A 12,558-nucleotide genomic window follows, 5' to 3' on the forward strand; every position below is an offset into this window, starting at 1 on the left:
TATAAATCAAGCGGTGCCATTGGGTTGTCATACGCCCATGCTAGACTGAGCGTTTTCAACCAGCACTCGGTGAATTCCCATGTCGCACCCCGGCATTTTGTTACCGGCGCTCGTCGCCCACCGCGGCTACTCGGCTGCCGCCCCGGAAAATACGCTAGCGGCAGTACGCGCCGCGTTTGATGCCGGCGCTACCTGGGTCGAGCTCGACGTGCAGCTTTTGGGCGACGCCACGCCGGTCATCTGGCACGACCAGGACGTTCGCCGCTGCTCCGACGGGCGCGGCGAGCTTTCCAAGCTTAGCCTGCAAAGCGCCATGGCGCTCGACGTGGGCGGCTGGTTTTGCGACCGCTACGCCGGTGAGAAAATGGCGACGCTTGACGAGATGCTCGCGCTTCTCGATGAGCTCGGCATGGGCGTGAATCTCGAGATCAAGGTCAACAAGGGCCGCGACGCCAACGCGCTGGTCGATGCGGCGCTGCCGCCGCTGATGGAGCGAATCCCCGCCGAGCGGCGTATCGTCTCCTCGTTCGATGAAAAGGCGCTCAGGCGCTGCCGAACGCTTGCCGGCCCCGACCGCCTGGCCCTTGGTGTGCTGTTCGGCGCCACGCCCGCGCGCTGGCAAACGCTGTGTGAAGAGCTCGAGGCATTCAGCGTTCACCCGGACTGGACGCGGCTCAAGCGCTCCCAGGCCATGGCAATGGTCGAGGCGGGCTATAAGGTGCTTTGCTACACCCCCAACGACCCGAGCGCCTTCGAGCCCCGCTGGGCCTGGGGGGTCTCGAGCGCGATCACCGACCAGCCGGAAACGTTCAAGCGTTTTTTGGATCAGCGTTAACCGGCATAATAGCGTTACACTCGCAGACCTCGGGAAGTTGTCATGAAGTATATCGGTGCGCACGTTAGCGCGGCCGGCGGCCCGGATCAGGCCGTTCACCGCGCCGTCGAGATCGGCGCCAACGCGTTTGCGCTATTCACCAAGAATCAGCGCCAGTGGAAAGGCAAACCCCTGACCATCGAGGCCATTAGCGCGTTCAAGAAGGCTTGCCAAAAGCACGGCTTCGCCTCGAACCAGATCCTTCCCCACGACAGCTACCTGATCAACCTGGGTCACCCGGAAGCCGAAGGCCTCGAGAAGTCCCGCGCGGCGTTTCTCGACGAAATGCAGCGCTGCGAGCAGCTAGGGCTTTCGCTGTTGAATTTTCATCCGGGAAGCTTTCTGAAAAAGATCAGCGAGCGCGACTGTCTGCTGCGTATCGCCGAATCCGTCAACCTGGCACTCGATCAAACCCGTGGCGTCACCGCGGTGATCGAAAACACCGCCGGGCAAGGCACGAATCTGGGTTGGCGCTTCGAGGATCTCGCCACCATCATCGAGCACGTCGAGGATAAAAGCCGGGTCGGCGTGTGCATCGACACCTGCCACGCCTTCGCCGCCGGTTACGATCTGCGCGGCGCCCGAGCGACCGAGCAGACCCTCGACGAGCTGGGAAGCGTGGTGGGGTTCGAGTATCTGTGCGGCATGCACCTGAACGACGCCAAGAGTGAGTTTGGAAGCCGCGTGGATCGCCACCATAGCTTGGGCAAGGGCAATATCGGCCTGGAGGCGTTTACCACCATCATTCAGGATGAACGCACCGACGGCATCCCCTTGATTCTCGAAACCGTCGAGCCGGCAAACTGGCCCGAGGAGATCCGCTGGCTGCGCGCTCAGCTGCCGGACGCCGCGCCCGGCAGGTAGTGGATCACATCGTGAAAGCGCAGCCGCTTTTCGGTAGCGTTGCGCATGGCGTGGGGCCGGTCGGCTAAAAAGCGCAGCCCCTCGCCCTCTTTCAGGGACTGCCACTGCCCGTCCAGACAAAACTGAAGCTCGCCTTCCACCACCACGATATGCTCGACCACGCCGGCGGCGTGCGGGGCGGACTCGCTCAACGCGTGGGGGGCGAGTTCGATCATGAACATCTCGAAACCCAACAGCGGATCGAAGGGAAACAGCAGCCGCGCCTGCATGCCCACGCTATCCTCCCCCCATACTGGCACGTGCTGGTCGCACTCGAGCGCCTCACGAGTCGCCGCACCGCTGTCAAAAAGACTCGAAAACGACACGCGAAAGCCGCTGGCGATCTTCCAAAGCGTCGAGACCGTTGGGCTCGACTCCCCCCGCTCGATTTGCCCGAGCATCGCCTTGCTCACGCCGGTTTCGACCGCGGCGCGGTCCAGACTCCACGCCCGCTCGCGGCGAAGGCGTTTAACGGTATGGGTAACGTGCGCGGCGATCGGCGTCGGTGGGCTTGCCATCCAGGGCTCCTGACATGCCCCGAGTACGCAGGGCGTGGATGAGAATCAAAAGCGCAAGTTTTGCAGCTAATGCGTTCGTTGCCTAGGCTTACAGCGACTTGACGCTTGAGGAGCCCCCCAAGCGGCGTCACCCAAGGACGACAATCGACAAGGAGCTACCGTGAGCGAAACCGATCTAGGCCTGATGGACGCCAACTCCCTGCGTACGCTTTATCAAGATAAGCAGGCGTCGCCGCTGGAAGCCACCCGTGCCGCCCTCGAGCGTATCGAGCGTTTCAACGACCAGGTGAACGCTTATGTGCACGTCGACCGTGAAGGCGCCGAAAGCGCAGCCAAGACCTCCGCGCGCCGCTGGGGTCAGGGCAAACCGCTAAGCCCGATCGACGGCGTGCCGGTATCGATGAAGGATCTCGCGCAGGTCGCAGGGATGCCCTGCCGGGAAGGGTCGCTGACCACCTCGAAAGCGCTGTGCGACACCGACTGCCCGCCGGCGCGCATGCTGCGCGAGGCCGGCGCGATCATTCTGGGCAAGACCAACACGCCGGAGTTTGGCTGGAAAGCGGTGACCGACAACCGCGTGTTCGGCGCCACCAGCAACCCCTGGGATACAAGGCTTACTGCCGGTGGCTCCTCCGGCGGCGCGGCGGCGGCGGCGGCGCTGAACATGGGGGTGCTGCACCAGGGCGGCGATTCCGGCGGCTCGATTCGTATCCCTGCCGCCTTCACGGGCACCTTCGGCTTCAAACCGAGCTACGGCTGGGTGCCGCAGTGGCCGCCGGCCAAGGAGCCGAGCCTTTCGCATCTGGGCACGATCACCCGCTCAGTGGAAGACTCGGTGGCGATGCTCAACGTCATCGGCCGCTACGACTACCACGACCCCTACGCCACCCGCGGCCAGCCCGACTGCTGGGGCGAGGATCTCGGCAAAAGCCTGGAAGGCCTGCGAATCGGCTACTCGCCTGATCTTGGCTATGCATCGGTCGACCCGCAGATCGCCGACAAGGTACGCGAGGCCGCCAACGCGCTTGCCGAGCTCGGCGCCGAAGTGGTCGAGGTCGACCCGGGGCTGACACCGGCCATCGATACCTTCAGAAAGCTCTGGTTCACCGCCTCGCTTCACCAGTGGGAGCAGCTCGATGACAAGCACCGCGAGCTTTTGGACCCGGGGCTGGTCGCCAATGCCAAGGAAGCCGAAGGCTGGACGGCGCTGGAGTTTTTCCGCGCACTCAACGAGCGCGCCTACATCACCCAGCGCCTGGAGCACTTCAACCGCGAGTATCACCTGTTGATGACGCCGTCGGTGACGCTCTCGCCTTTCGAGATCAATCACGAGGTGCCGCCGGGAAGCGACATGCGCGACTGGGAAGAGTGGGCCTCGTTTAGCTACCCATTCAACCTTAGCCAGCAGCCGGCGGCCTCCGTGCCCTGCGGCTTCACCAGTGAGGGCCTGCCCGTGGGCTTTCAACTCGCCGGCGGCAAGTACGACGATGTACGCGTGCTCAGAGCCTGCCACGCTTACATGAAGCGCCATCCCACTCGCTTTCCAAGCATTCCTGACCCGTCACATAGGGCCGGTTGATCGCCCGGCGCCGCTTTGGGGCGGCGCTTGTTTTTTTGGCGTCTTTTTCCTCGTTTACCTGCTGTAAGCCATCTGGTCGCCTCTGATGGCCATTGTGCGCTATAGCGCACGGTGGTAACGTCGCGTTTGTGCGTTATAACGTTCAATTGCAATCGGGGCCACCCATGTCCACCTCAGAAAACAGTCAGCCTTACCGCTTCTCACTCTGGCGCGATACGAGTTTTTCGACCGTGACGGCGGGGCTGGTCGCGGTCGTCATCAGCTACACAAGCTCGGCGGCGATCGTGTTTCAGGCCGCCGAGGCGGCGGGCGCGACAGCGGCGCAGATTAGCTCCTGGCTCTGGGCGCTGGGAATCGGCATGGGGCTGACCACGCTCGGGCTGTCGCTTTACTACCGCATGCCGCTACTGACCGCTTGGTCGACGCCGGGCGCGGCGTTTCTGGTCACGAGCCTGCCGGGCGTGCCGATGAACGAGGCAATCGGGGCGTTTCTTTTTTCAGCGCTTTTGATCACGCTATGCGGGGTCACGGGACTATTCGAGCGGCTGATGCGCCACATTCCCAACGCCATCGCCCAGGCGCTGCTGGCGGGCATCTTGCTGCGATTCGGGCTGGAGCTTTTCGGGGTCATGCAGAGCCAGTGGATGCTGCCGATGATCATGCTCGTTGCCTGGGTGATCGGGCGCCGGTTCTGGCCGGCGCTGGCGGTCCCGGGGGTGCTGCTGGTGGGGCTCGTTGCCGCGGTGATGCTGGGTCAGGTCGACGCGGGCAGCATTCCACTGACGCCGGCCGCCCCTGCCTTCACCGCTCCCGCGTTTGCGCCAACGACGCTGATCGGCGTCGGCATTCCGCTTTTCATCATCACCATGGCGACCCAGAACCTGCCTGGGGTGGCGGTACTGAGAGCGGCGGGCTATCAGCCCAACGGTTCGGCGCTGATGGGCTGGACCGGGGCGGCCACGATGGCGCTGGCCCCGTTGGGCGGTTTTGCCCTGAACATGGCGGCGATCAGCGCGGCGGTCTGCATTGGCCCGGACGCCCACGCCGACATGCGAAGGCGCTATGCGGCGGGTGCGGCGGCCGGCGCGTTCTATCTGGTGATGGGGCTATTCGGCGCGACGGTCACCGGGCTCTTCAACGCCCTGCCCCAGGCACTGATCGTGGCGCTGGCCGGCATTGCGCTGCTGGGTACGCTTAGCGGCGGGTTGGCCGGTGCCTTTGCCAACGCCGCAGAGCGCGACGCGGCCATCGTAACGTTTTTGCTGACCGCATCGAGTGTCAGCCTGTTGGGTATCGGCAGCGCTTTCTGGGGACTGCTCCTTGGGCTCATCACCCTGAAGTTGACCAGACCCCGCGAGCGCGCCTGAGACCGGAGAATCAACCGGCGATCAAAGAACGCCCAGGCGCTCGCTATCGTGGACGCCGGACATGCGCACCATGGCGAGCGCCTCGTCGAGGCTTTCCACCTCCTCCATGATCATCAATTCGTTGTGCAGATCGACCGGCTGGCCGGCCTTGTCGGAAAGAATCCGCTCGAGCGAGGCAAGATCCGAGGTGTCGTCGAGCGTGAAGGTATCGATGGAGGCGCTGGTATTGCTCGGGAGATAAATCGTACCGTTGGAGAAATCCACCGCGTAGGCAATGACGCCCGGCAGAATGAAAAACAGAAGCCCAACGCCGTTGGCGATAGCGACCACCGGGTCGACATTGCCGCTGAGCTGGCCCTTGCGCTCGGGATGAAACAGCGTACCGCAGCCGCTCATGCTCACGACGAGACCTCCCACCAAAGCAATGCTTGCACCACGACGTTTGAGCTGTTTCATCGATTCCCTTCCTTAAAAGTGATGGTGACCCCAAGCGAGAAAAGCGCCTTCATTCGAGCGCGCGCCGGGTCGGTTATACCCCTTGAAGCGGCGGAGTCTAGCACGATTGCATCCGGCGCCGGAGCGGCGGGGTTAATTTTGCCGGCTTTACCGCGTGCTCGTACAATGCAATCATTCAACGCTTGAAAGCGCCTCACAGCGCCGCGTTACGCTATTTCGATCGCCACGTTTTACGTATTACCGACTCAAAAGGAAGTTTCACGCTCATGCGCGCCAGCCAACTACTGATTGCCACCTTGAAAGAGACCCCGGCCGATGCGGAGGTCGTGAGTCATCAACTAATGCTGCGCGCCGGCATGATCCGTCGTTTGACCTCGGGCCTCTATACCTGGCTACCCTTGGGGCTTCGCACGCTGCGCAAGGTCGAGCGGATCGTGCGCGAAGAGATGAACCGCGCCGGCGGCCAGGAAGTGCTGATGCCCGCGGTACAGCCGGCGGATCTATGGCAGGAGTCCGGCCGCTGGGAGCAGTACGGCCCGGAGCTTTTGCGCGTCAAGGATCGCCACGAGCGCGACTACTGCGTTGGCCCGACCCACGAAGAGGTGATCACCGATCTGGTGCGTCGCGAGGTGTCGAGCTACAAGCAGCTGCCGATCAACTTCTATCAGATTCAAACCAAGTTTCGCGACGAGATTCGCCCGCGCTTTGGCGTAATGCGCTCGCGCGAGTTCATCATGAAGGACGCCTACTCCTTCCACGCCGACGAAGCGTCGCTGGCCGATACCTACCAGGCCATGTATGACGCCTACACGCGCATCTTCACTCGCCTGGGGCTCGATTTTCGCCCGGTGATCGCCGATAACGGCTCGATCGGCGGCACTGGTTCGCATGAATTCCACGTGCTGGCCGACTCCGGCGAGGACGACATCGTCTTCTCCAACGGCTCCGACTACGCCGCCAACATGGAAAAGGCCGAGGCACTGGCGGCGCCGCTGGGTAGCGATGCCAAGCGCGAAGCACCCAGCCAGGAGATGCACCTGGTCGATACGCCCAACGCCAAAACCATCGCCGCGCTGGTCGAACAGCACGGCTTGGCGATCGAGAAAACCGTCAAGACGCTGATCGTGCGCGCTGCCAACGGTGGGCTGATCGCACTGTTGGTGCGCGGCGATCACGAGCTCAATGAGGTCAAGGCGGAGAATTTGCCCGAGGTTTTCGCCCCGCTCACCATGGGCAGCGAAGAGGAAATTCGCGCCGCCGCTGGCGCGGGCTTTGGCTCACTCGGCCCGGTGAATCTCGACATGCCGATCATCGTCGATCATAGCGTTGCGCTGATGTCGGACTTTGGCGCCGGCGCCAATATCGAAGGTAAGCACTACTTCGGCATCAACTGGGAGCGCGATCTGGCGCTACCCCAAGCGGCGGATCTGCGCAACGTGGTCGAAGGCGACCCGTCGCCGGACGGTCACGGTACGCTCTCGATCAAGCGCGGCATCGAGGTCGGTCACGTGTTTCAGCTCGGCACCAAATACTCCGAGGCGATGGACGCCAAGGTGCTCGGCGACAGCGGCAAGACCCTGCACCCGTGGATGGGCTGCTACGGTATCGGCATCACTCGCGTGGTGGCCGCCGCGATCGAGCAGAACCACGACGATGCCGGCATCATCTGGCCTGACGCCATCGCGCCGTTCAACGTGGCGTTGGTGCCGATGAACGCGCACAAGTCCCAGCGCGTGCGCGAAGCCTCTGAAGCGCTCTACCAAACGCTGACCAACGCCGGCTTCGACGTACTGCTGGACGACCGCGATACGCGCCCGGGGGTGAAATTCGCCGACCTGGAGCTGATGGGCGTACCGCACCGCATCGTGATCGGCGATCGCAGCCTGGATAACGGCGAGCTCGAGTACAAGGGCCGCCGCGACGCTGAGGCTACCATGGTCGCCGAAGATCAGATCGTCGCGTTTTTGGGCGAAAAGTCCGGCCTGAACGCCTGACGCAGGCTCGCTGCGAGCGTGGTGGCGCGGCTTACATCAGCCCTTGCACTGGCGGCGCTATGTCTGGTGGTAGCACCAGCGGTTAGCGCCGCCGAGCCCCCGCTTCGCTCGACCCTCGACGGCGCTGCCTATCAGGACACCGCGATGCGCCAATGGGCCGCGCGCATGCACGCGCCGCTTTCGCGCTTCATTAGTGATGCCGGCCAGCGCGACGCACTGCTCACAAGGCTTTATCAGGAGGCTCGGCTCGCCGGGCTTCCGCCGAGTTTGATATTGGCGCTGATCGAGGTGGAGAGCGCCTTTCGGCCGGACGCGGTCTCCTCCGCCGGCGCCACGGGCCTCATGCAGATCATGCCCTTTTGGGTCGCCGAGCTTGGCCTTCCCATCGACGATTTGACCGACCCCCACCGCAACCTTCGCTACGGCTGCACGATTCTGGCCCACTATCTGGCCGTCGAGAGCGGTGATTTTACCCGAGCGCTTGCCCGCTACAACGGCAGTTTGGGCAACACCTGGTACCCCGAGCGCGTACTGCGGGTTTGGCAAAGCGCCTGGCGCTAGTCTCAAACGGCGTTTCTCCTCACTACTCTCTATCAAGCGCACGCGACTCAAAGAGTGTCCGATGCTTTCTCGCTGGCTCTAACGCTTGCTATTTCATTGTGAACCCCACTCACCGTTCGGCTTTTTCTCACGCGCTCTTACTCGACGGGTAGCGTTGGCAAGGATCGCCAAAACGCGGTATCAGTACAAACCTGATCAATTTATTTACTGTTTTTTTCCTAAAGTTGGCTTACCGTTAGCCGTAAAGAATGACTTGAAGTGGCTAAAGCCACAGGATAGATCTCACTACTTCTCAAGCAACGCCGGGGGCTTCGTGGCATTAACCACTCAACGTGTTCGACACCACTTGGCGCGCTTTGCCGCATGTGCTCTTTTCACCTATTCCTTTAGCGTGTCGGCGGCCACCGTTACCGTGACCGACAGCACTGGCGCCCCGCTCGAAGACGCGGTGGTCGAAGTCCACTACGCCGGCGCCGCGGCGCCGGCGCGTGAAGGCCAGATCTATCAACGCGGGGCGGCGTTTCACCCCCATGTGCTCACCGTGCCGGCAGGAAGCTACGTCTCGTTTCCCAACCAGGATACGACGCGCCACCACGTCTACTCCTTTTCACCGGCGAAAACGTTTGAGCTCAACCTGTATCTACAGGAAACCCCGGAGCCGGTGCTGTTCGATAAGCCAGGGGTCGTGGTACTGGGATGCAACATTCACGATCAGATGCAGGCGTTCATCGTCGTCACTGACGCCCCCTTCGCCGACAAAACCGGTCCTGACGGCGTGGTACAAACGCCGACGCTGCCGGAGGGCGAGCACGCGGTGCGCGTTTGGCACCCAAGACTCGATGATCGCCAGCAAATCTGGTGGGAAGGCAACATTTCTGGTGATCAGCCGCTGAACGTTCAACTCGAGCTCAACGCGCTGACGCCAGAAACGCCACCTCTTTCACCGCTACAGCAGCGTTTTCATCAGGCCAACGAGCATTAACGTGACCCTGTTCGTCGCTTTGTCATGCCTTCAGCCCTGGTGTTTGCCTGCGCCGCCTGTCCGAGGTCGCCATGCGCTTTAGAACGCGCTTGATGCTGGTTTTGCTTACCGTCGTGATCCTGTCGCAGTTGGCGACCGGCGCGGCGTTTCTGCGTGCGACGCAAAACGACATCATCGTCAAGGGCAATCAGCGACTGGAAGTCGGCGCCAATGTGTTCCAACAGCTCTTGAGCGCCCGCGGCGACCAGCTGGGCAACAACATCGCCATTCTCGCCGACGATTTCGGTTTCAAAAGCGCGGTATCGACTCAGGACAATGAAACGCTCTATTCGGTGCTGGCCAATCACGGCACCCGCGCCAACGCCGATATCGTGCTGCTGACCGACCTGGATGGCCGCGTACTGGCAGGCAGCCACCACGCCCGCGATAGCGCCATGCCCTTTCCCCAGCTTTTCGAGCGCGCCAACCTTAACGGCTCAGCAGTCGGGGTTGTGGTAACCGAGGGCGAGCCCTATGAGTTTGCATTGCTGCCGGTACGCGCCCCGCATCTGATCGGCTGGGTCGGCATGGGTTTTTTGATCAACGAGGCGGTCACCAGCGAGATCAAGGCGCTGACCGGCCTCGACGTCAGTATCGTGACCTACCAGCAGGGGCGTATCAGCTCGCTTTCAAGCTCCCACCCAGAGGCCCTGGCCTTAACGCTGATTAACGACAACAGCGAACAGCTTCAAAACGGCGATTACTCGTTGACCGGTCAGATGACGCCGGATGACGAGTACCTCTCCTACTCGAGCATGCTCTACGCCGGCGACAACGCCCAAACCCACGTGCTCTTACAGCTTTCCCGCAACGAGTTACTGGGCGCCTACCGGTCGCTTCGCTGGCAGCTTCTGGGCATCGTGGCGCTGATTTTGATCGCGACCGCCGTGGTGGCCATGTGGAGCGCCCGCAGCATCAGCAGGCCGCTGATGGCGCTGGCATCGGCGGCCAAGCGCATCGGTCGTGGTGAGCGCGTCGACGATCTTGCCAGAGGCACCAGGCACAGCGAAACCGGCCAGCTCGCCTCGACGCTTCTGACCATGCAAGACGAGATCGCCAAGCGTGAGGCCGTGCTTCACTACCAGTCGCGCCATGATCTTTTAACGGATCTTCCCAATCGTATCTGTGCCGAGGAGGAGATCGAGCGCGCCATTGCCGCCGGCTCCGCTTTTATCCTGATGCGCCTTGCGATCAACAATTTTCGCGACATCAAGGATACCTTCGGCTACGCCCTGGGCGACAACGTGCTGGTAACGCTTGCCCAGCGATTGCAGCAGCTCGAAAGCGGCCGACGTAGTGCCTACCGGTTGGATGGCGATGAACTGCTTCTGATGCACGTTGACATCGAGACCGATGCCGATTGGCGCCGCCCTCTTTTTGCCGCGCTATCCGCGCCCATTCATCTGGATCGTTCGCCGATAACGCCTTCGCTCAGCATCGGCGAAGTTCACTTTCCCGATCACGGTGACTCGACTCAACTTTTGCTGCGCCGTGCCGATATCGCGTTAGACATGGCCAAACGCCAGCGCTGCATTCACCAGCGCTACCAGCAAGGGCAGGATGAATTACACCAGCGCCAGCTCACGCTGATTCGTGATCTCAAGCGCGCGGTTGATAACGGTGAACTGTGGATGGCGTACCAGCCCAAGGTCAATACGCGCACCGGACGCGTCAATCAGTGCGAGGCGCTGATGCGTTGGCAGCACCCGACGCTTGGCTTCATTCCGCCGGACGAGTTCATCGCATTGGCCGAGCGCTCGGGCCAAATCGGCATGCTGACCAACTGGATGCTCTCACACATCTGCGAGCAGCTCGCTCGCTGGAAGCAGCGTGATTACCACCTGTCGGTGGCAGTCAATCTGTCGACCAGCGACGTGATGGACCCCGGGCTTTGCCAACGTATCGCGGCGCTGTTGAAACAGTACCAGCTTGGCGCTCGGCAGCTCAGCGTCGAGGTGACCGAAAGCGCGATGATGCAGGATGTCGAGGTCGCCACAAGAACGCTGCTCGAGCTTGGCCGTATGGGCTTGAGCATCGCCATCGACGACTACGGGACCGGCTATTCGTCGCTGGCGCAAATCAAGCGCCTGCCGGTCAACGAGCTCAAGATCGACAAGTCCTTCGTGCTGGCGCTGGACACCCAGGCGGACGATTTCACCATCGTGCGTTCGACCATCGAAATGGGGCATAGCCTCGGGCTCAAGGTCGTTGCTGAAGGCGTCGAGAATCGCGCCAGCGCCGAGCTTTTAAGCGAAGTTGGCTGCGACCACCTGCAGGGCTACTGGATTGCCAAGCCGATGCCATCCGACGCGCTGCCGGCGTGGCTCGACGCCTTCGAGACGCTATCGCTGCCAACGCCGGGCCTGCCGGTTTAATACTCGAGTACACCCGGGAGGGTCAGCATGTTTCGTTTTACTGCAACGTCATCCATCGCGCGAACGCTTTGCCGGCTGGCAGGCACCGCCTGTTTGGGCCTTATGGTCGCGTGCGGTAGTGCCCAGGCCGGTAGTCGCATCATGAGCACCGGCGGCGTCAGCGCCATCGAAGGCGCCGCCGGTGGCGGGCTTTCCCCCTGGGCGGTGCTTGCAAGTACCGCAAGCGACGAGGAGTTTGGCGCCACGGCCTTCGTCTCGCGCGCGTGGCTCGACGACTACCGCCTGACGGTCGGCGGCGCCAGCCTGAATATTGTTGACCGGGTCGAACTCTCCTACGCCCGCCAACGCTTCGAGCTACAAACCCTGGGCGGGGAGCTCGAGCAGGACATATTCGGTGCCAAGGTGCGCCTGTTCGGCGACGTGCTGTATCACCCGCTGGGCATCTGGAGCGCGGGCGTGTTGCACAAACGGCTCGTCGATGGCGCGACTCCAACCGCGCTTGGCGCCGAGCATACCGAAGGCACTGACGCCTATCTCAGCGCAAGCAAACTGCTGTTCGCCGCCGTGGCCGGGCGCAACGTCATGCTCAACGCTACGCTTCGCAACACCGAGGCCAACCAGGGCGGTCTTCTGGGGTTTGGCGGCGACCAGGGGGGCCGCGAGTGGGTCGCCGAGGCAAGCGCTGGGGTATTTCTCACCCCGCGCTGGATCGTGGGCACGGAGTATCGGCAAAAGCCCGACAATCTGAGCGTGGCCCGCGAAGAGGACTGGCAGAGTCTCTATAGCGCCTACTTCTTCAACAAGCACGTTTCACTGACAGCTGCCTGGCTCGATCTGGGTGACATCGCAGGTCTTGCCTCGCAGCGCGGCGGCTATCTTTCACTTCAGGCAGCTTTTTGAGCGAGGGCGC

The 12,558-nt window shown here is 62.4% G+C and carries 11 protein-coding genes; 9 read left to right on the forward strand and 2 right to left on the reverse strand.

The genetic code is table 11. The features are described from left to right. The first annotated feature begins 79 nt into the window (after positions 1 to 79). Entirely contained in the window at positions 80 to 835 is a 756-nt protein-coding gene (locus RN347_RS08720) for a glycerophosphodiester phosphodiesterase family protein (RefSeq protein ID WP_311957916.1), read from the forward strand. A gap of 42 nt (positions 836 to 877) precedes the next feature. After that, positions 878 to 1,738 carry a deoxyribonuclease IV gene (nfo, locus tag RN347_RS08725; protein WP_311957917.1) on the forward strand — a complete coding sequence of 287 codons (861 nt, stop codon included), beginning with the start codon at positions 878 to 880 and terminating at the stop codon, positions 1,736 to 1,738. On the opposite strand, the gene RN347_RS08730 is transcribed toward nfo, so the two are convergent. After that, the gene (locus tag RN347_RS08730) at positions 1,708 to 2,295 is read right to left on the reverse strand and encodes an XRE family transcriptional regulator (RefSeq protein WP_311957918.1); all 588 of its coding nucleotides are present in this window, start codon (positions 2,293 to 2,295) and stop codon (positions 1,708 to 1,710) included. The two genes, nfo and RN347_RS08730, sit on opposite strands and share 31 nt — an antisense overlap. Positions 2,296 to 2,455: 160 nt before the next feature. Between RN347_RS08730 and RN347_RS08735 the strand changes: the two genes are divergently transcribed. After that, positions 2,456 to 3,874, forward strand: a complete 1,419-nt coding sequence (locus RN347_RS08735; protein WP_263587171.1) for an amidase — start codon at positions 2,456 to 2,458, stop codon at positions 3,872 to 3,874. Positions 3,875 to 4,038: 164 nt separating this feature from the next. Then, positions 4,039 to 5,241 (forward strand): benzoate/H(+) symporter BenE family transporter, encoded by a 1,203-nt coding sequence (locus tag RN347_RS08740; RefSeq protein ID WP_311957919.1) that lies wholly within the window; start codon positions 4,039 to 4,041, stop codon positions 5,239 to 5,241. A gap of 21 nt (positions 5,242 to 5,262) precedes the next feature. Here the strand turns inward: RN347_RS08740 and RN347_RS08745 are convergent, their stop codons facing one another. Continuing rightward, the gene (locus RN347_RS08745; protein WP_311957920.1) at positions 5,263 to 5,697 is read right to left on the reverse strand and encodes a hypothetical protein; all 435 of its coding nucleotides are present in this window, start codon (positions 5,695 to 5,697) and stop codon (positions 5,263 to 5,265) included. Positions 5,698 to 5,963: 266 nt separating this feature from the next. On the opposite strand from RN347_RS08745, the gene RN347_RS08750 reads away from it, so the two are divergent. From RN347_RS08750 to RN347_RS08770, 5 genes are all read left to right on the forward strand, one after another. Further along, positions 5,964 to 7,691 (forward strand): proline--tRNA ligase, encoded by a 1,728-nt coding sequence (locus tag RN347_RS08750; RefSeq protein ID WP_311957921.1) that lies wholly within the window; start codon positions 5,964 to 5,966, stop codon positions 7,689 to 7,691. Positions 7,692 to 7,709: 18 nt separating this feature from the next. Further along, positions 7,710 to 8,252, forward strand: a complete 543-nt coding sequence (locus RN347_RS08755) for a transglycosylase SLT domain-containing protein (RefSeq protein ID WP_409365751.1) — start codon at positions 7,710 to 7,712, stop codon at positions 8,250 to 8,252. Positions 8,253 to 8,664: 412 nt separating this feature from the next. Further along, positions 8,665 to 9,234, forward strand: a complete 570-nt coding sequence (locus RN347_RS08760; protein ID WP_263587167.1) for a methylamine utilization protein — start codon at positions 8,665 to 8,667, stop codon at positions 9,232 to 9,234. 92 nt (positions 9,235 to 9,326) lie between these two features. After that, positions 9,327 to 11,648 (forward strand): EAL domain-containing protein, encoded by a 2,322-nt coding sequence (locus tag RN347_RS08765; protein WP_311957922.1) that lies wholly within the window; start codon positions 9,327 to 9,329, stop codon positions 11,646 to 11,648. Positions 11,649 to 11,675: 27 nt separating this feature from the next. After that, entirely contained in the window at positions 11,676 to 12,548 is an 873-nt protein-coding gene (locus RN347_RS08770; RefSeq protein WP_311957923.1) for a DUF3034 family protein, read from the forward strand. The last annotated feature ends 10 nt before the right edge of the window (positions 12,549 to 12,558 follow it).

The sequence above is a fragment of the Halomonas sp. PAMB 3264 genome, assembly GCF_031954245.1.
In the GTDB taxonomy this organism is placed as follows: domain Bacteria; phylum Pseudomonadota; class Gammaproteobacteria; order Pseudomonadales; family Halomonadaceae; genus Vreelandella.

Bases quoted from the DNA above. Each gene is read 5' to 3' on its own strand.
- RN347_RS08770 (WP_311957923.1), top strand. From the start codon at position 11,676: ATGTTTCGTTTTACTGCAACGTCATCCATCGCGCGAACGCTTTGCCGG.
- RN347_RS08740 (WP_311957919.1), top strand. From the start codon at position 4,039: ATGTCCACCTCAGAAAACAGTCAGCCTTACCGCTTCTCACTCTGGCGC.
- RN347_RS08720 (WP_311957916.1), top strand. From the start codon at position 80: ATGTCGCACCCCGGCATTTTGTTACCGGCGCTCGTCGCCCACCGCGGC.
- nfo (WP_311957917.1), top strand. From the start codon at position 878: ATGAAGTATATCGGTGCGCACGTTAGCGCGGCCGGCGGCCCGGATCAG.
- RN347_RS08745 (WP_311957920.1), bottom strand. From the start codon at position 5,697: ATGAAACAGCTCAAACGTCGTGGTGCAAGCATTGCTTTGGTGGGAGGT.
- RN347_RS08765 (WP_311957922.1), top strand. From the start codon at position 9,327: ATGCTGGTTTTGCTTACCGTCGTGATCCTGTCGCAGTTGGCGACCGGC.
- RN347_RS08750 (WP_311957921.1), top strand. From the start codon at position 5,964: ATGCGCGCCAGCCAACTACTGATTGCCACCTTGAAAGAGACCCCGGCC.
- RN347_RS08730 (WP_311957918.1), bottom strand. From the start codon at position 2,295: ATGGCAAGCCCACCGACGCCGATCGCCGCGCACGTTACCCATACCGTT.